The organism is Micromonospora sp. NPDC023956, assembly GCF_040639195.1.
GTDB lineage: Bacteria > Actinomycetota > Actinomycetes > Mycobacteriales > Micromonosporaceae > Micromonospora.
On record NZ_JBEZZN010000007.1, the window covers coordinates 321,507 to 340,210 of the forward strand.

Annotated in this window: 17 protein-coding genes; 11 read left to right on the top strand and 6 right to left on the bottom strand. The window is 74.1% G+C overall.

Annotated elements, in window-relative coordinates; translation table 11 throughout:
- Positions 1-161 precede the first annotated feature (161 nt).
- From AB0F58_RS16840 to AB0F58_RS16855, 4 genes are all read left to right on the top strand, one after another.
- Positions 162-782 (top strand): disulfide bond formation protein DsbA, encoded by a 621-nt coding sequence (locus tag AB0F58_RS16840; RefSeq protein ID WP_357143202.1) that lies wholly within the window; start codon positions 162-164, stop codon positions 780-782.
- A 155-nt stretch (positions 783-937) separates the two neighbouring features.
- Positions 938-1,153, top strand: coding sequence for a hypothetical protein (locus AB0F58_RS16845; RefSeq protein WP_357143204.1), 216 nt, complete (start codon positions 938-940; stop codon positions 1,151-1,153).
- Positions 1,154-1,199: 46 nt separating this feature from the next.
- Entirely contained in the window at positions 1,200-2,402 is a 1,203-nt protein-coding gene (locus AB0F58_RS16850; RefSeq protein ID WP_357143206.1) for a DUF1015 family protein, read from the top strand.
- A 90-nt stretch (positions 2,403-2,492) separates the two neighbouring features.
- Complete coding sequence (locus AB0F58_RS16855; protein WP_357143208.1) at positions 2,493-2,960, top strand: ribose-5-phosphate isomerase; 468 nt, start codon at positions 2,493-2,495, stop codon at positions 2,958-2,960.
- Between the two features lie 165 nt (positions 2,961-3,125).
- Here the strand turns inward: AB0F58_RS16855 and AB0F58_RS16860 are convergent, their stop codons facing one another.
- The gene (locus AB0F58_RS16860) at positions 3,126-3,455 is read right to left on the bottom strand and encodes a hypothetical protein (RefSeq protein WP_357143210.1); all 330 of its coding nucleotides are present in this window, start codon (positions 3,453-3,455) and stop codon (positions 3,126-3,128) included.
- Between the two features lie 109 nt (positions 3,456-3,564).
- On the opposite strand from AB0F58_RS16860, the gene AB0F58_RS16865 reads away from it, so the two are divergent.
- Positions 3,565-4,104, top strand: a complete 540-nt coding sequence (locus AB0F58_RS16865) for a hypothetical protein (protein WP_357143212.1) — start codon at positions 3,565-3,567, stop codon at positions 4,102-4,104.
- 218 nt (positions 4,105-4,322) lie between these two features.
- Here the strand turns inward: AB0F58_RS16865 and AB0F58_RS16870 are convergent, their stop codons facing one another.
- Together AB0F58_RS16870 and AB0F58_RS16875 are read right to left on the bottom strand one after the other, a co-directional pair.
- Complete coding sequence (locus AB0F58_RS16870) at positions 4,323-4,589, bottom strand: hypothetical protein (RefSeq protein WP_357143214.1); 267 nt, start codon at positions 4,587-4,589, stop codon at positions 4,323-4,325.
- Positions 4,590-4,653: 64 nt separating this feature from the next.
- Entirely contained in the window at positions 4,654-6,678 is a 2,025-nt protein-coding gene (locus AB0F58_RS16875; protein WP_357143216.1) for a hypothetical protein, read from the bottom strand.
- A 238-nt stretch (positions 6,679-6,916) separates the two neighbouring features.
- Here AB0F58_RS16875 and AB0F58_RS16880 point away from each other — a divergent pair, with 238 nt between their 5' ends.
- From AB0F58_RS16880 to AB0F58_RS16905, 6 genes are all read left to right on the top strand, one after another.
- Positions 6,917-7,714, top strand: coding sequence for a serine protease (locus AB0F58_RS16880; RefSeq protein WP_357143218.1), 798 nt, complete (start codon positions 6,917-6,919; stop codon positions 7,712-7,714).
- A gap of 301 nt (positions 7,715-8,015) precedes the next feature.
- Positions 8,016-11,627 (top strand): amino acid adenylation domain-containing protein, encoded by a 3,612-nt coding sequence (locus AB0F58_RS16885; RefSeq protein ID WP_357143220.1) that lies wholly within the window; start codon positions 8,016-8,018, stop codon positions 11,625-11,627.
- Between the two features lie 16 nt (positions 11,628-11,643).
- Positions 11,644-12,627 carry an aldo/keto reductase gene (locus tag AB0F58_RS16890; protein WP_357143222.1) on the top strand — a complete coding sequence of 328 codons (984 nt, stop codon included), beginning with the start codon at positions 11,644-11,646 and terminating at the stop codon, positions 12,625-12,627.
- A gap of 211 nt (positions 12,628-12,838) precedes the next feature.
- Entirely contained in the window at positions 12,839-13,576 is a 738-nt protein-coding gene (locus AB0F58_RS16895; RefSeq protein ID WP_357143224.1) for a hypothetical protein, read from the top strand.
- Entirely contained in the window at positions 13,573-14,418 is an 846-nt protein-coding gene (locus tag AB0F58_RS16900; protein ID WP_357143226.1) for a family 3 encapsulin nanocompartment shell protein, read from the top strand. Before AB0F58_RS16895 ends, AB0F58_RS16900 begins: the two co-directional genes overlap by 4 nt.
- 12 nt (positions 14,419-14,430) lie before the next feature.
- Positions 14,431-15,597 carry an MFS transporter gene (locus AB0F58_RS16905; protein ID WP_357143228.1) on the top strand — a complete coding sequence of 389 codons (1,167 nt, stop codon included), beginning with the start codon at positions 14,431-14,433 and terminating at the stop codon, positions 15,595-15,597.
- Positions 15,598-15,657: 60 nt separating this feature from the next.
- Here AB0F58_RS16905 and AB0F58_RS16910 read toward each other — a convergent pair whose 3' ends face one another.
- From AB0F58_RS16910 to AB0F58_RS16920, 3 genes are all read right to left on the bottom strand, one after another.
- Entirely contained in the window at positions 15,658-16,770 is a 1,113-nt protein-coding gene (locus AB0F58_RS16910; RefSeq protein WP_357143230.1) for an FAD-dependent oxidoreductase, read from the bottom strand.
- 124 nt (positions 16,771-16,894) lie between these two features.
- Complete coding sequence (locus AB0F58_RS16915; protein ID WP_357143232.1) at positions 16,895-18,127, bottom strand: S8 family peptidase; 1,233 nt, start codon at positions 18,125-18,127, stop codon at positions 16,895-16,897.
- 70 nt (positions 18,128-18,197) lie between these two features.
- On the bottom strand, positions 18,198-18,704 hold a 507-nt coding region (locus tag AB0F58_RS16920), incomplete at its 5' end, for a S8 family serine peptidase (protein ID WP_357143234.1).

Below are 18,704 nucleotides of genomic sequence, written 5' to 3' on the forward strand. Positions count from 1 at the left end.
GATTCGAGTCTTCCATGCAGACGCCCCGCCCGGCGTCCGAGGTTGTCGCAGCCGGTGGCCGAGGTCACCGTGGAATGCGGTGCCGCCCGGGAGCGCGGGAGACGAAGATCGGGGGAGGTGCCGCGCCGTCGGCGCGGCCGGGTTTCGCGAAGGGAATCACCGTGGCCGAACGCGTCACCGTCGACATGTGGTTCGACCCGACCTGTCCGTGGGCGTGGATCACCTCCCGCTGGTTGCTGGAGGTCGAGCGGGTCCGTCCGCTGGACGTCCGTTTCCACGTGATGAGCCTGTCGGTGCTCAACGAGGGGCGGGAACTGCCCGAGCGGTACCAGGACCTGATGCGCACCGCCTGGGGACCGGTCCGGGTCTGCGTCGCCGCCGAGCAGCGGTACGGCAACGACGTGCTCCGGAAGCTCTACACCGCGCTGGGCACCCGGATCCACCTCGGTGGGGAGCGGAGCCCGGACACCATCGCCGCGGCGCTGGCCGACGCGGGACTGGACCCGGCGCTCGCCGACGCGGCCGGCAGCACCGAGTACGACGACGCGCTGCGGGCCAGCCACCACGCCGGTATGGACCCGGTCGGCCAGGACGTCGGCACGCCGGTGATCCACGCTCCCGGCCCGGACGGCCAGCAGGTCGCCTTCTTCGGCCCGGTGGTCACCCCGGCCCCGAAGGGCGAGGCGGCCGGGCGGCTCTGGGACGGTGTCCTCCTGGTCGCCGGTACCCCGGGCTTCTTCGAGCTGAAGCGTTCCCGGGACGTCGAGCCCAGCTTCGAGTGACCGCACCCGGGCCGGCGGGGGAGCGCGGGCGGCCGGGCACGGTGTCGTTCGTCACCCGGCGGCACCGGAGTCGTTGCATCCGGTGTCACTCCCGCCGGCCCGGACCCCGGGCCGTGCCCGAGCCGGAGGCATACCGAATGGCGGACCATCGCCCCGTGTCCAGCCGTGAGCCCGTTCGCCGGTCGGTCGTCGCGCCGCCGGGTGCGTCGTACTGGTCGGTGGACGCCGCAGCCTGGTCGTCCTGGCGACCGGGTCTGCCGGCGAACCTGGTCGACCTGCTGGCCCCGCCGATCGTGGTGGGCGTCGCGCGGGCGGGCGACCGGCCGGCCCGCGGCGCCGACGGGGTAGCAGCGGGTCCCGGGCGGCGGTGACAGGGGTCCCTCCTTTCACCTGGTGGACCCGGTAGCGTCAACGCCCATGACGGTCGTGCATCCGATCGCCCGGGCCTGGATCACCACTGGCGGCACCGGCGCGCAGAACTACGACGAGTTCGCCGACGACGCGGAGATCACCGCGATCATCCAGGCGAATCCGCACAGTGCCCTGGGCATCGAGATGCCCCACCGGGCGCCGGAGAGCCTGGGCAGGTCGTTCCTCGACGCCCTGCCCGACGCGGTGGCCCGGCTCGCCGAGGCCAAGGCCGACGGCAGCTACACCCCCGCCGAGCAGGTGGTCGTCCTCTACCGGATCAGCGCGGCGGGGGAGGAGACCGCGTACGGGATGTTCGCGATGGTCGACACCGACCAGATCTCCACGAGCCGGGACGAACCGGGTCTGGTGATCCGGAACGAGGACGTCTTCATCGCCAAGGTGCGGGAGCGGGTCGCGCTGGCCGAGACGCTCGGGCACCTGCTGTCGCCGGTGCTGCTGTTGCAGACCGGCACGGGTGAGGAGTTGCACGCCCGGCTCGCCGCCGCCACCGAGGCGGCCGGCGCGCCCGCCGCCACCGACACCGACCAGGCCGGGCGGACCCACGCGATCTGGCTGGTCGGGCCGGGCCCGGAGCAGGACGACCTGACCGCGCTGGCCGGCGGCGGCGAGCTGGTGGTCGCGGACGGCAACCACCGCAGCCTGGCCGCCCAGACCGGTGGCCTGCCGCGTTTCCTGGCCGTGGTCACCACGCCCCGTTCGGTGGCGATCCAGCCCTACAACCGGCTGGTCAGTGAGTTGACCAGCAGCCCGGACGAGCTGCTCGACCGGCTCCGCGCGGCCGGCGCGCGGGTCAGCCCGATCGACGGCCCGGTGGAGGTCCCGGCGGCCGGCGGCACCGTGCACCTCCGCCTCGCCGGCCGGGGGTACGCGGTCGACCTGCTCCCCGACGAGCGGGCCGGACGCTTGGAGAACCTCGACCACGCACTGGTCGAGCGGCTGCTGCTGCGGGACGCCCTCGGGCTCGACCCCGGCGACAAGCGGATCACCTACGTCGGCGGCGACTACCCGGCGAGCTGGCTGACCGGGGAGGTGGACGCGGGCCGTGCCGAACTCGCCGTCCTGATCGCGCCGGTGACCGTGGACGACTTCGTGGCGGTCAACCTGGCCCGGGAGAAGATGCCGCGCAAGAGCACCTGGTTCACCCCGAAGGCCCGGGGTGGCCTGGTGGTGGCGGAGCTGTCCCGCTGACCGGTGACCGGCCGGCGGTGATGTGACGAACCGGCTCCGCGGTGCCGCCCTCGGCGACACCGCGGAGACCGGCCTGACAGACTGCGCGGTATGCGCGTCTACCTGGGATCCGACCACGCCGGTTTCGAGTTGAAGGTGCACCTGGCCAGCCACCTGGCCACGCAGGGGTACGAGCTGGTCGACGTCGGCCCGCACGCCTTCGACCCGGACGACGACTACCCCGCGTTCTGCCTGCACACCGGAGACCGGGTGGTGCGCGACCCGGGCAGCCTCGGGGTGGTGATCGGCGGCTCGGGCAACGGCGAGCAGATCGCCGCGAACAAGGTCGCCGGGGTCCGGGCGGCGCTCGCCTGGAACACCGACACGGCGCAGCTGGCGCGGCAGCACAACGACGCCAACGTGGTCGCCGTCGGTGCCCGGCAGCACACCCTGGACGAGGCCACGGCGATCGTCGAGGCGTTCCTCGGCACGCCCTTCTCCGACAACGAGCGGCACTCCCGCCGGATCGCCCAGGTCGCGGCGTACGAGACTTCCGGCAAGCTGCCCGATCTGCCCTGAGGCGTACGGACCGGGCCGGGGCGGCACGTCCGGCCCGGCCCGCCGGGATGCCCGCGACCGTCTCCCCGGGCTCGGGGCTGCCGCGTCCGGGACTGCCGTGTCCGCCGGACCTGGATATCGGCCGCCGGGGCGGGCTCCCGCCGGTCGGGGCGACAGCGGGCGGGGTCAGCGACCGGGGCGGGGCAGTTCGTCGCGGGGTATCCAGTTGCGCCGCACCAGCACCAGCCGGCTCTCGGCCTCGGCCACGTCCTGCTCGGTGGGTCGGCTGGCGTCCCGCGCCCGTAGCGCCGCCGTGATGCCGACCTGCGAGGTGCCCGAGCCGACCAGGCCGCGCAGGCCACGGTCACCGTCGCGTTCCTCCGGCCCACCACCACGGCGGGCCGGGACGGGCGTCCCGTCGTGCGTTCCGGCGGTCGTCGCCGAACCACCCGCCTGGTCCCGGTCCTGCCCAGCCGGGTGACGCAGCCGCCGTCGCCGTCGCTCGGTCTCCGCCATCCGCCGACGGTACCCCACGGGGGGTGCGCGCGCGGGGCCTGCGGTGCGCGCTGGCTACCCTCGGAAGGGACAGACCGATCCGCAGGGCCGGCGTCAGGGAGGAAATGAGATGTCAGACCAGACACAGCCGTGGGCGGAGCGGACCGTGGAGGTGCCGAAGGACTCCGGCCCGGTGGTTCCTCCCCAACGGGACGGGTTCCAGCGGGGGGTGGCGTCGGTCGGTCGGCCCCGGACCTCGCGGACCGAGGCGTTCCCGGCGGTCGAGCCGGAGGAGCCGACGGGCTGGTTCTCGCCGGGGCCCAGCCGTCCGCTGAGCTGGTACCTGGCCCAGTGGCGCAACGGGGCCGAGTGGAGTGCCGCCGGCGGGTTGTTCGCCTTCGTCTGCTGGGGCATCTGGGCGATCTCCTCCCGGGGGGACCTGACCTCCCCGGTGGTGACCTTCCTGCTGACCCTGCTGGTGGCCGCCGGCCTCTTCGCCCTTGCCCGGCTGCTCGGCCGGCTGGTCTGGGAGCGGCAGCTCGGCCGGGTGCGGCGCAGTGCCCGGGGCGCCCACGCGGTGACCGCGGTCTTCCTGGTCGGTGTCGGCATCGCCTACCTCCAGCAGACCGGGTGGGTGGTCTCCGCCTGGAACTGGATCACCGGCGGCTGAGGCGTACCGGGGACAGTCGTGACGCCCGGGTGGGTCGGCATCGTGCCGCCCGCCCGGGCGTCGTCGTCGCGGCCCACCGCGACAGCGGTCCTCCTCCACCAGGTCGACCGGGCTTACCCGGCCGGCCGCGATTCATCCCACCGGGCCCGGCCGATGGCCGTCGAGGCCTGGCGGGTGGCCGGCGGGAACCCGCCGCAGGCCGTCGGGGCCCGGCCGGGTCACCGTCGGTCGTCCGGCCCCTCGGCGTCCGCCCGAGGTGAGGCGACCCGTGCCGCGGGGTCCTCGACGCCGGGCTCGCCCCCACCGGGGGCGACCACGCCGTCGTAGTTGTAGACCGTGGTGTTCTCGTCGTGCTGCTGCGTGGTCCGGATGTACCGGTGCATCAGGCCGTCGATCTCCAGCTCGAGCAGGGCGGAACCGCCCGCGTCGTGGGTGCTGCCGTCCCGGGGTCCACCGACCAACCATGCGTCCGTTTTCGTGTCCATGACCGTTCCGTACCCGACGACGTGGCCGGACTAACCGCCCGCACCGTCCGGTCCGGACGGCGGGTCACCCGGTGGGGGCGGTGCAGGGGGCTCCGGCGCAGGTGTCCACCAGCGTGCCGGATTCGAGGAAGCGCGCGATCATCGTTCGGATCTCCGGCGAGTTCCTCGGGTGCCCGTGCGGGTCGAGCCCCGCGCGCGGCGGGGTGTTCCCGGCCGGGGGTGCGGGCGAGCCGCTGTCCACCATGACCAGCACGCTGCCGGGGTAGGGCAGTGCCGGGACGGCCGGGATGCCCCAGAACGGTACGACGTCGGGGCTGCGTCCGGCCGCGAGCGCCGGGGTCCGCAGGCGTGCCCCGATCGTGCGGGCCTGCACCTCGGTGGCGATGTTCGCGACCTGGTGGTCGCCGAACGCCTCGATCATGATCACCTGCTTGGCCGGGGTGCCGGGCAGCGGGTCGGCGGTGAGGTGGTGCAGGTAGCCGTTCGCCTCCCCCCGGTCCCAGAGCATCTGCGCCAGGGCCAGGCAGAGCTGCTGGTCCACCGGGTCGGGGTACGCGTTGTGGAAGACCGGATGGAACTGGTCGAAGTCGACGCTGCGGTCCAGCAGCGTCGAGTAGTTGGCGCCCGGTACGCCGAGGGCGCAGCGGGTGAAGTCGGTGGCGACCGCGCAGAGCGCCCCGCCGAGGATCCCGCCCTGACTGTTGCCGAGGTAGCCGAGCTGACCGGCACCGGAGCGGGTGAGTGGGGCGGTTCCGTCCCGGAAGGCGTCCTTCGCGGTGACGCCCCGGGCGTGGATCAGGGCGCGACCGAGGTAGAGGAAGTTCAGGAAGGACTGCTGGGAGCGGTCCGGGATCGTGCCGAACCGCGAGAAGTCCCCGAGCGAGCGGATGACGTTCGGGACGTCCCCGGTCGCCATGCCGATCCACGGGGTGGCGCAGAGCATCGAGTTCGACTCACGGGCGTACTCCTTGAGCTTGCGGGAGTCGATCTCGGTGGGGGAGCCGAGCAGGCCGTGGCCGTACAGGGTCGGCCGGGCCGGGGTGGCGGCGCTGGCCGAGCGGGGGATGTTGCAGTAGAACTTCGCCGTGAGGTTCACGCCGCGCTGCTCAGGCAGCCCGTCCGGGCCGTAGTTGAGCCGCGAACCGGGTGGGCCGAGCGGGGTGTCGAGGTAGTTAGGCACCCGCACGCTCCCCTCCACCTGCCGGCGGACGTCCGGGTCCTGCTCGGCGGTGTAGTCGGTGACCCGGTCCACGGTCACCACCGGGGCGGCGGTGCCGAGCTGGCCGAACGCCTCGTCCCGCAGGTGTCGGACGCGTTCGGTCAGGCTGCGCTCGCTGGCCACGGTGAAGTCCCACGCGAGGTGCAGACCGGCCGGGTCGACACCGGCGGTGGCCAGCGCGCCGATCGCCCGCTGGGCGTACTCCCAGCGGCGGTGCAGCGCCGGGTCGGCCGGCGCGGTCGGCGTCCGCAGCGTGGCGAACAGCTCCGACGCGGGGATCGTCGCCCCGGCCGAGTCGCGCAGGTGGCGCAGGCCGACCGCGTACCGGGTGTTCTCGTCGAGGTTGCGGGCGGGTCGGATGATCAGCGCCTGGCGGTCCGGGTCGTCGGCGGCGTTGGCGTCGAGTTCGGCCCAGTACGGGTGGCGTTCCCCGGTCCGCGTGTTGACCAGCACGATCGGGGCGTCCGGCGCGAGGGAGCGGCCGATGTCGGTGGACGGGGCGATCCCGGAGCCCACCGGGTCGAGTCCCGGGATCCGGGTGAGCAGCATCGAACCGGGGGAGAAGCCGTCGTTGCGGTTCCAGTCCGTGGGGTCGATGTTGGTGCCGAAGATGTTCTCCGGCATCGCGGAGCGTTGCAGGTCGACCCGGATCCCGGTGTCGGTGGCCGGGTCGGCGACGGTGTACAGGTCGCTCGGGAACGGCAGCAGGCAGGCCGCCGGGTCGACCGGGTCGCAGCCGTCGGCCAGGCTCGCGGTGACCCCGGCGGGTGTCGGCGGCGGTGCGGCGGACGCCGGTACGGCCGCAGCGGGGACGGCGAGCAGCAGCGCCAGGACGGCGGAGCGGAGTGCGTACGCGCTTCGTGAACGCATGGGACCCTCCGGGAGCGGTTGGCCGGCAGGTTACGCCCATCACACCCCGTATAAAGATCGACGTCAATACGTAACGCCGGGTTGATCACTGTGCACCGTGGACGGTGGGGCGGTCGTGGTATGACGAATGCGGAATAGTCGCCATCCATTGCCAATCATCGATGGAAAACCGTAGGCTTCCGCCATCGTGATCTCGGCACGCCGGCGGCGTGTCACCCCCAGGTTCGGGAGGCTCCCCATGGCACGTTGGCGCAGCGTTCTCCGCCGTACGGCCGTCGCGTTGGCGGCGGTGACCGTCGGCTCGTTCGTCGTGACGGCTCCGGCCGCCGCCCAGCCCGAGGCCGACGTGACGCCCCAGGTGGTCGGCGGCACCCCGGCCGCCCAGGGCGAGTTCCCGTGGATGGTCCGGCTCTCGATGGGCTGCGGCGGCTCGCTCTACAGCCCGAACCTGGTGCTGACCGCGGCGCACTGTGTGGGCCGGACCGGATCGAACACCAGCATCACCGCCACCCTCGGGGTGGTCGACCTCCAGTCGTCCAGCCGGATCACGGTCCGGTCGAACTACGTCTACCGGGCGCCCGGCTACAACGGGTCCGGCAAGGACTGGGCCCTGATCCGGCTCGCCACCCCGGTCACCACGCTGCCGACCCTGAAGATCGCCAACACCACCGCGTACGACAGCGGGACGTTCACCGTGGCCGGCTGGGGCGCGGCCCGTGAGGGCGGCGCGCAGCAGCGGTACATGCTCAAGGCGAACGTGCCCTTCGTCAGCGACGCCACCTGTAGCGCCAACTACGGCGGCGACATCATCCCGGCCGAGGAGATCTGCGCCGGCTACGCCAGCGGCGGGACCGACACCTGCCAGGGTGACTCCGGTGGCCCGATGTTCCGCCGGGACGCCAGCAACGCGTGGATCCAGGTCGGCATCGTCAGTTGGGGTCAGGGCTGCGCCCGCCCCAACTACCCGGGTGTCTACACCCAGGTGAGCTACTTCGCCCCGGCGATCGCCTCGGCGGCGGCCAGCCTCGGCGGCTGACCCCTCGTCGCTCCGCGCGACCGGGCCGACCGGTCGCGCGGGACGACCCGCCCGCTGACCCGAGCGGATTCCTCCCGGTGGGCCCGGTCGACACACCTCTGTCGACCGGGCCCGCCGGCGTGTCCGGCCGCCGACCCGCCCTGAGCAGGAAATCTACTCTGCCGGGAATCCCGTAACTGAAAGTTACATATTCCCATCTCTCGATGGCTCCTCTAGTGTCCCTGCCCAGCGGCGGGTGACGCCGGTCACCTGTGACCGGTGCCGGTGCCGCGTCATCCGGCACGGGACGTTGGAGGGCGGCATGAGATCCGGTGACACCGGTTCCGCAGTACCGGTCCACGCCGCCGACGGCCTCACCTACCGGTACGCCGTGGCCCGACCGGCGGTCCGCGCCGCCGCCGACCACGCCGCCGCCGCGCTGCTGGCCGCCGTCGAGCTGGTCGACCGGCTCGGCCGGGAGCTACCCGTCCGGGTGCGGGCCGCCGCCGAGATCCTGGACCTGCCGGAATGGCCGGCGAGCCTGCACCGGCTCCCCGGCGGAGCGGCCCGCGCCACCGTCCGGTCGCTGGCCGCCGCCGGACCACCCGTCGAGGGCGATCCCGGAGCGCTGGTCGTGCTCCTCGACGGCGACCCGGGAGCCGACCTGGCCACCGTGCCGGTGCTGCTCGGTGCCACGGTCACCGCCGACGGGGTCACCGTCGTGGTCCGTTGCGCCCCCGCCGACCCGTGGTCGGTGTGCGTGCCGGCGGTCGCCGAGACCTTCGCCGAGGTGTTCGCCGCGCTGCTGGCCGATCCGCGGCTGCCGTCCGGTCGGGCCCCGGCGGTCGGCCCGGCGACCCGGGCGCTGGCGTTCGGCCGGCTGGCCGGGCGAGGGACGGCCGAGCCGCAACCGTTCCGGGCGATCCCCGCCCTGATCGAGGAACGGGTCGACCGGCACCCGGACCGGCCCGCCGTCTCCTCCCGGGGACGCCGGCTCAGCTACCGACAGCTCGACGAGCTGGCCAACGGCTTCGCCGCCGACCTCGCCGGCCGGGGCGTGGTCCGGGGCGACGCGGTGCCGGTACTCCTCGCCGACGGTCTCGAACTACCGGTGGCGTACCTGGCGCTGATGAAGCTCGGGGCGGCGTTCGTTCCCTTCGACCCGGGCTGGCCCACCGAACGGCTGCACGCCGCCCTGGCGGTGGTCCGCCCCCGGCTGATGGTCACCGGCGGCTCCGGCCCCACCCCGGACGGCCCGTTGTCCGAACCGGGGGACGCCACGCCCGGGATGTCCACCGCACCGGTGCGGCTCGACGCGATCACGCCCACCGCCACCCGTCCCGGTGTCCCGGTCGGACCCGACGACCTGATCTACGGCATCTTCACCTCGGGCACCACCGGCACCCCGAGGTGCGCGATGAACCGGCACGACGGACTGGCCAACCGGTTCCGCTTCATGACCCGCTGGTTCCACGCCACCGGCGACGAGGTGGTGCTCCAGAACAGCCGGCACACCTTCGACTCCTCGGTGTGGCAGTTGTTCTGGCCGCTCACCACCGGGGGCCGGGTCGTCGTGCCGGTCCAGGGCGGCTTCCTGGACGTCGAGGCCACCGTCCGCACCATCGCCGACGAGCGGGTCACCATGACCGACTTCGTGCCGAGCATCCTCGGTCTCCTGGTGGCCATGGTGGACCGCGACCCGGACGCCCGCCGGGCGATCGGCACCCTGCGCCACCTGATCGTCGGGGGCGAGGAGATCGATCCGGCGGCCGTGCACCGGCTCGGCGAACTCGTGCCGGCCATCGCGGTCACCAACGGGTACGGCCCGACCGAGGCGTCCATCGGCATGGTCTTCCACCCGGTGACCCCGGCCGACGGCGACACCATCCCGATCGGCCGCCCGATCGACAACTGCCACGCGGCGGTGGTCGACGCCCACCTGCGGCCCCTGCCGCCCGGCGCGGTCGGCGAGATCGTCATCGGCGGGGTCTGCCTCGGCGCGGGCTACCTCGGCGCGCCGGCCCGCACCGCCGAGGTGTTCGTGCCCAACCCGCTGCCGGAGATCCCCGGCCGACGGCTGTACCGCACCGGGGACCTGGGCCGCCTCGACGCGGACGGGCGGCTGCACTTCGTCGGCCGCCGGGACTTCCAGTTGAAGGTCAACGGCGTCCGGATCGAGGCCGGTGAGATCGAGACCGCCGCGACCCGCTTCCCGGGGATCCACCAGGCCAAGGTGATCGTGGCCCGGGACGGCGGCAGCAGGTCCCTGGCCCTCTTCGTCGCCGCCGACCGCGAGGTGCCCGAACCACGGCTGCGGGAACACCTGCGCCGACAGCTGCCCCGCACCAGCGTCCCCCGCCACCTGGTCGTCCTCGACACCCTGCCGCTGACCCGCAACGGCAAGGTGGACCGGCGGACGTTGCGGGCCCGCCTCGACGCCCTGCTCGCCGAGCGGGCCACCCGGCTGGCCGGGGGCACCGGCGACCCGTTGCCGGATCCGGTGCTGGCGGTGTTCCGGGCCGTCCTCGGCCAGCCCGATCTCGACGCCGACACCGACTTCCTGGCCGCCGGGGGCGACTCGCTCCAGGCCGTCGCGGTCACCACCGCGCTCGCCGGGGAACACGGCGTCCCGCTCGGCGTCCAGGACCTCTTCGAGCACCCCACCCCCGCCCGGCTGGCCGACCTGCTCGCCCGGCGGCGGCGCGTGCCGGTCGAGCCCGAGGCGGACCTCGTCGCGGCCGACGCCCGACTCCCCCTCGACCTGCCGGTCCGCGCCGCCGACCCGCGCCGCGAGATCCGCAGCGTGCTGGTCAGCGGAGCGACCGGCTTCGTCGGCAGCCGCCTGGTGCACGAGCTGCTCACCACCACCGACGTACGGGTGCACTGCCTGACCCGGGGCACGGACGACACCGAGGCCACCGCCCGGGTGGTCCGGGCCCTGGCCGACCGGGGCCTGTGGGCGCCGCACCTGGCCGACCGGCTGGCCGGCTACGCGGCCGACCTGTCCCGCCCCGCCGTCGGCCTGGACGCCCGCACCTGGAACCACCTGGCCCGCGACTGCGACCTGGTACTGCACGTCGGCGCGTTGGTCAACTTCCTCTTCGACTACCGTGCCCACCGCCTCGCCAACGTGCACGGCACCGCCGAACTGCTTCGGCTGGCCCTTGCGGACCGGCCGAAGCCGCTGCACCACGTCTCCACCCTGGGCGTGCTCGACACCGAGGCGGCCCGGCACCGGCTGCCGCTGCCCGAGACCTTCGACCCGGCCGCGGCGGCCCCGCCGACCAGCGGGTACAGCCGGTCCAAGTGGGTGGCCGAGCGGTACCTGACGGCCGCCCGCCGCCGGGGCGCGACGGTCACCCTGCTGCGCCTGGGCGAGGTCATGCCGGCCGCCGACAACGGGACGCCGAACCGCCGTGCCCTCACCCACCTGCTCCTCGCCGCCTGCCAGCGGCTCGGCCTGCGTCCCGACGCCACGATCAGCTCCGACTGGACCCCGGTCGACTACGCCGCCCGGCGCATCGTCGCCGCGGTCGCCGACCGGACCGCCTGGGGGCGGGCACTGCACGTGCTGCGTCCGGGCAGCGTCGACTTCACCGAACTGCCGGCCGGCGGCGACGCCGTACCCCGGGTCAGCTGTGCCCAGTTCCTCGCCGCGCTGCGGGACGCGGTGACCGACGGCGACCGGGACGCGGCGGCGCTGCTGGCGCTCTTCCCGACCCGGCTCGGCACCGACGAGGAACAGCTGCGCGCGGTGTTCGGCGCGCTGCTCACCGACAACCCCCGGCTCTTCCGCCGGGACGGGTGCGACCGGCTGGAACGCCGGCACGGCTTCACCGACGCGGACCTCCGCCCGTCGGTCGACGCCTACCGGAGATGGCTCACCGGGCAGGAACGGATCGGCGGGGACCGGACCCCGTCGCCGGCAGCGTGACGAAAGGGACATGCGCATGCGCTATCGCAGGTTGGGCCGCCTCGGCTGGGAGATCAGCGAGGTCGGGTACGGGATGTGGGGCATCGGCGGCGGTCCCGGCGGCTTCACCGGCTGGGACTACGACGTGGCCCCCCGCTGCCTGGACGAGGCGGTGGAGCGGGGCTGCAACTTCTTCGACACCGCGTGGGTGTACGGCCGGGGGGTCAGCGAACGCCTCCTGGGCGACCTGGTCCGCCGGCACCCGGACCGGCGGCTCTACCTGGCCACCAAGATCCCGCCGAAGAACCGGGAGTGGCCGCCCGGCCCGAACGACACCCTCGACGACGTCTTCCCGGCCGACCACATCCGCGAGTACACCCGGTACAGCCTGGAGAACCTGGGCGTGGAACGGATCGACCTGTTGCAGTTCCACGTCTGGGAGGACCGCTGGGCCACCGACGGACGCTGGCAGGAGACGATCGCCGACCTCAAGCGGGAGGGGCTGGTCGACGGGGTGGGCATCAGCGTGAACCGCTGGGAGCCGACCAACTGCCTGGCCGCCCTGGACACCGGGCTGATCGACGTCGTCCAGGTCATCTACAACATCTTCGACCAGGCCCCCGAGGACGAGCTGTTCCACCGGGCGCTGCGCGACGACATCGGCATCATCGCCCGCGTCCCGTTCGACGAGGGCACGCTGACCGGCACCCTCACCGCGGAGAGCACCTGGCCGCCGGAGGACTGGCGGAGCACCTACTTCGGACCGGAGAACCTGCTGCCCAGCGTGGCCCGCGCGGAGAAGCTCGCGGCCGACGTACCGCCCGGGACGACCATGCCGGAACTGGCGCTGCGCTTCATCCTGCACCACCCGGCGGTGAGCACGGTGATCCCCGGCATGCGCCGGCCGGAACACGTCCGGGCCAACCTGGCGGTCAGCGACGGTCAGCCGCTCGACGCGGAACTGCTCGCCCGGCTGCGCGCCCACCGCTGGGACCGCGAGCCGACCTGGTGGTCGCAGTGATCCCGGCGGCGCCGTGGCGGACGGGAGGATGCGCGCCGCCGCCCGGGGTGACCGTCCGGCCCGGACCGCGCCGCCCGGCCGCGCCCACCCCACCGACCCGCCCCGCCCGGCCCGCCCCGGCGGAGGCGGCGGGCCGCTCCGCCGCGCCGGCACCGGCACGGCGCGGCGTACCGGCGGAGGCGGCACGGCCCGGGGAGCCGACGGAGGCGGTATGGCGCTGATCGCCATGTGGGCGCACCCCCGGGCGATCTCCACCGCCTTCCTGCGGATGATGATCGCCCGGGGGGACGTCACGGTGGTCCACGAGCCCCTGGTGACCCTGGTGGACACCGGCCGCGTCGAGCTACCCACCGCCGACGGGGGCACCGTCACGGTGACCAGCCCGACCGAGGTCACCGCGCACCTGCTCGACCTGGGCCGGGACCGCCCGGTCTTCGTCAAGGACACGCTGGAGTACCGGTACGGGCACCTCTTCGACGCGCCGGACCGGATCGCCGACGTCACGCACACCTTCCTGGTCCGACACCCGGCCCGCACGATCAGCTCGCACCACGCGATCAAGCCGACGGTGGCCTGTCACGAGATCGGCTACGAGCACCAGTGGGAGCTGTTCGAGCTGGTCCGGACGACCGCGCACCGGCCCCCGGTGGTGCTCTCCGCCGAGGCGCTGCTGCGCGACCCGGCCCGGGTGGTGGCGGCCTGGTGCGCGGCGGTCGACCTGCCGTACCGGCCGGAGGCGCTGGCCTGGGACCCGGGGGACCGGACGGAGTGGGCCCGCACCCGCGTCTGGCACCTGGACGTCGAACGGACCTCCGGTTTCCGCCCGGTGGAGAAGGACTTCGCGGCCACCGTGGAGAACGACGCCACCCTGCGCGCGTACTACGACTACCACCACCCCTTCTACCAGCGCCTCATCCAGCACGCCATCCCGGCCGAGGAGTCGTCATGACCAGCGTCAGCGCGCCGTCCGTCCCCCGATCCCCCGGCGAGGAGTTCGCCGCGGCGTACGCCGCCGACCCGGCGGGAGCCGAGGTCCGGTTCGACTTCACCATCACCGACGCCTTCCAGCCGACGAAGGAACGGCCCCGGGTGACCGTCCGCAACCTGTTCCGGAAGCGGCCGGTGGGGACCGAGCCGGTCCGGTTCTGGTGCGAGGGCCGCCCGGCCGCCACCGAGGCGGCGGCGGTGCACGAGTCGGAGCTGCGCCGGGAGGCCGCGTTCCGGTTCGGCATGGCCGAGGCCGGGGTGCACCCGATCCGGGCCTGGGTGCAGATCCCCGAGGAACTGGCGAAGGACCCGGAGGGGCTGGCCGTCTTCGTCGACTACCGGCTGCTGGTCCGGCTCGCCACCGCCGAGAACCAGGCGCTCACCATCGGCGAGCACGGGCTGCTGCGGCACCCGGAGATCGCGAAACTGCCGTACCGGCACGACTGGCTCACCGGACTGCTGGCCGCCTGCGACGAGATCGAGCAGACCGGGGCCACCCCGCACGCGATGATCGTCAACCCCCGCGACTACTACACCCACCTGCTCGGCCGCAACGGGCTGCTGGAAGACCTGGCCCGCAACGGCGTGCAGATCTCCCGTACCCGAATGGTGGCGCCGGGGGAGGCGGTGGTGGGGGACTTCGCGATGGCCGCGCGGCTGCTCGACGCCGGACGCTCGGCGATCCGGATCGCCGTACCGCCGCCCGGTACCTTCGCCACCGACGGCCCGGCGGTCTGCGCGGAGATCCACGAAGGACTCGCCATCCACCTGCCGACCCACTTCTTCCACGTCGTCCCGGCCTAGGAGAGACCGCTGATGACCGCGACCGCGCCCGGCGGCACCCTCAGGTTCTACCGCCCGTACCTGCCGCTCTTCGGGGCGATCCTGCTCTGCCTGCTCGGGGTCGGGGCGTCCCTGGCGGTGCTGCCCTTCCTCGTCCTGGAGGAGTTGGACGGCAACCGCGTCGAGGTGGGCGTGGTGATCGCGGCGATCGCGGTCGCCGCGGTCGTCGCCCGTCCGATCGCCGGCCGGATCGGCGACCGGCACGGCTACCGGACGGTGATGCTCGCCGGGGCCGCCCTCTGCGGCCTGGCCAGTCTCGGCTACCTGGTCGCCGGGAGCATCCCGCTGCTGGTCGCGGTCCGGATCGTGCACGGCGTCGGGGAGGGGGCGGTCTACACCGCCGGGGCGGCCTGGCTGGTGGCGCTCGCGCCGGCGCAACGGCGGGGCCGGATCGTCGGGCTCTACGGCATCCACATGTGGGCCGGGATCACCCTCGGCGCACTGCTCGGCACGGTTCTGCTGCGTACCGGCGGGGGATACCCGGCGGTCTGGGTGTTCGCGGCCCTGACGTCCGTGGCCGGGCTGGCGCTGGTCGCCGGCCGGCGCCGGCCGACCCGGGCGCCGGCCGCCGGGCGGGCCGGGTTCCTGCCCCGCAGCACGGTCGCGCCGGGGGTCGCGCTCTCCCTCGCCGGTCTGGGGTACGCCGGCCTCGCCGCCTTCGCCGCACTGCACCTGGCCGACCGGGGGGTGGAGAACGGCATCGCCGCGTTCAACGCCTTCGGCGTCACCTACGTCGGGGTGCGCCTCTTCGCCGGTGGGCTGCCGGACCGACTGGGGGCGGGCCGGGTGGCGCTCTGGTCGGCACTGGTGGAGGCGGTCGGTCTGCTGCTGGTGGCGGTCGCGGAGAACCTGTGGGTGGCGATCCTCGGCGGCCTGGTCATCGGGGCCGGGCTCTCGCTGCTCTTCCCGGCGCTGGCCCTTCTGGTGATCAACCGCACCGACCCGGCGCACCAGGGCGCGGCGCTCGGGGCGTTCACCTCGTTCTGGGACATCGGCCTGGTGGCGGGTGGGCCCCTCGCCGGCCTGGTGGCCAGCGCCGCCGGCTACCCGGCGGTCTTCTGGGTCACCCTGGTGGCGGCCCTGCTCTCCGCCGTCATCTCCGCCTCCCCGCTGAGCGCACCGCCGGCCAGATCCCGCTGACCCCGCCCGCGCTCGCCCCGGTGGTCGTGCCGTCGCCGCCGCCGGGGACCGCCGGCGGCCTCACGGTCGACCGGCGGTGAAGCGGGCCGGCGAGTAGGGGGTGGGGTCGACGGGGGGAGGGCCGGCGGTGGCGAGGGCGGCGAGCAGGACGCCGGCGGCCGGGGCGGTCTGCACGCCGTAGCCGCTGAGCCCGGCGAGCCAGAGGAAACCGGGCGCGTCCGGTGCCGGCCCGATCACCGGTACGTCGTCCGGCGCGGCCGTGCGCAGCCCCGCCCAGGCGTGCCGGATCCGCCGGACGGTCACCGTGGTCGCCTCCTCCACCCGGGCCGCCCCGAGCGCCACGTCCAGGTCGTCCGGACGGACGTCTCCCGGCGGGACCGGGGTGGCATCCTGCGGGGAGATCAGCAGGTGGCCCGACTCCGGCTTGAGGTAGAAGGTTCCCGCCACGTCGTTGACCATCGGCCAGCCGGTGACGTCCAGGTCGGACGGTGCGTCCACCAGGAACGCGGTACGTCGCAGCGGGGTCAGCCCCACCGGGCGCACGCCGGCCGCCCCGGCGATCTCGTCGGCCCACGCCCCGGCGGCGTTCACCACCGTCCGGGCGGTGACGTCCCCGGCGTCCGTGGTGACCCGCCAGCGTCCCCGCTCCCGACGCAGCGACCGGACCCGGGTGAGTCGGCTGATCGTGCCCCCGGCCGCGCGGATGCCCCGCAGGTAGCCCTGGTGCAGCGCGTCGACGTCGAGGTCCCGGGCGGCGGGCTTCACCATCGCCCGGCGCAGCCGGTCCCGCCGCACGATCGGGCAGACCCCCGGCACCTCGGCGAGGTCGATCTCCCGGGCCGGCGGGTCGACCTCGGCGCCGTCGCGCAGGTGGGCGTCGAACAACTCCTCGTCCCCGGCCGGGCAGAGGGTCAGCACGCCCCGCGGGGTGAGCAGCGGGTGGGCGGCGAAGCCCGGCGGCGGGTGGGCCAGCAGGTCGCGGCTGGCCCGGGTCAGCGCGCGGACCGCCGGGCCGCCGTAGTACTCGGTGAACAGGGCGGCGGAGCGGCTGGTGGAGTGGTGGCCGGGCACCTGCTCCATCTCGACCAGCAGCACACGGCCGTACCGGGCGAGGTGGTAGCCGGCGGTGGCGCCCGCGATGCCACCGCCGATGACCATATAGTCAATCGTCACTGGATTGGACGGTAGTCGGGTCCGTGGTCACGGGCAATGCCTCCGCCCTGAGTGGGTCTGCGGTGGCCACCCGGGGGACCGGGTGGCCACGGGCGTGCCGCGTGGTCGGGCGGCGGGCGACGGGTCAGGGCCCGCAGTAGAGCAGTCGGTTCGGGGTGCCGCTGGGCACGCCGGTGACGATGTTGGCGGTCGCCCGGCTGGTCAGGTAGCTGGACACCTGGGCCGCGGTCCAGGTCGGGTTCGCCGACAGGGCGAGGGCGGCGCAGCCGGCGACGTGCGCGGAGGCCGCCGACCCGCCGCTGATCGTGTTGACGGCGGTGTTGCTGGTGTACCAGGTGGAGGTGATGTTCTGGCCCGGCGCGTACAGGTCGATGCAGCTGCCGTAGTTGCCGCTCGACAGCCGGGCGTCGGTCGCCGAGGTGCCCACCACGGTCAGCGCGCCCGGGACCCGGCCGGGCGAGAAGTTGCAGGCGCTCCCGTTCGAGCTGCCCCCGGTCGTGACGTAGGTGATCCCCCGGTTGATCGAGTTGGTCACCGCCGCGTCGAGGGTGGTGTTGGCGGACCCGCCGATGGCCAGTTCCACCACCGCCGGCCGGGCGGCGTTCGCGGTGATCCAGTCGATACCGGCGATCACCGTGGCGAAGGTGCCGCTGCCGGCGCAGTTCAGCACCCGGACCGGGTGGATCGCGACCTCCTTGGCGACCCCGTGGCTGGTGCCGCCGATGGTGCCGGCGAGGTGGGTGCCGTGGCCGTTGCAGTCGTCGGCCGGCAGCGCGCCGTCGACGAGGTCGACCCCGCCGGTGACCCGGGGGCCGAAGTCCAGGTGGGTGGCCCGGACGCCGGTGTCGACGACGTACACGTGCACGTTGTGCGCGGTGTTCGGGTAGCTGTACCGGTTGTCCAGCGGCAGGTTCCGCTGGTCGATCCGGTCCAGGCCCCAGGACGGCGGGCCGAACTGCGTGCCCGGACCGATCAGCGGGGTCATCCGGTTCTGCTCGACGTACGCCACCGCCGGGTCGGCGGCGAGGCGACGGGCGGCCCGCTCGGACAGGCGTACCTCGAACCCGTTCAGGGCGTTGCCGTAGACGTGCCCCACCGTCCCGCCGTGGCGGGCGCGCAGCCGGTCCGCGACCCGGGTGACCCCGGCGGTGCCGGTGGCACCGTCGACCGACCGCGCCACGTCGTCCCGGAGCACGACGATGTAGCTGTCCCGGACGGCGTCGGCGGCTCCGGCGTGGCGGATCGTGCCCTCGGCGACGCCGGCCGCCGACGCGGTGCCGGCCGGCGCGAGAACGGCGGTGAGGGCGGTTGTCAGGGCGAGGGCGAGCAACCGCCCCCGGAGGCGTGATCTGGTCATGGTCTCTCCTCGCAGATGGGGCCGGCCCCGGGGCGAGAGGTCGCCTCGGGGCCGGTGGAGCGGGGGTCGATCAGAAGGTGGGGGCCAGGTAGAGCAGCCGGTTCGGGGAGCCGGTGCCCGGGCTGGTGATCACGTTGGTGGTGGCCTGGCCGACCAGGTACGCGTGCACCTGGGCCGGGGTCCAGGTCGGGTTCACCTCGAGCACCCGGGCAGCCGCACCCGCGACGTGCGGGGAGGCCATCGAGGTGCCGCTGATGGTGTTGGTGGCGGTGTCGCTGGTGTGCCACGCCGACAGCACGCTCACACCCGGGGCGAAGAGGTCGGTGCAGGTGCCCCAGTTGGAGAAGGAGGCCCGCGCGTCGTTGCTCTGCGAAGCGTTGACGGTCAGCGCGGTCGGCACCGACGCCGGCGAGAAGTTGCAGGCGTTCTGGTTCGAGTTGCCGGAGGCCACCGCGTAGGTGACGCCGTCGGCGATCGAGTTCGCCACGGCGGTGTTCAGCGAGGTGTTCAGGCCGCCGCCGAGGCTCATGTTCGCCACCGCCGGCTGGCCCGGCTGGTGGTCGGCGGTCACCCAGTT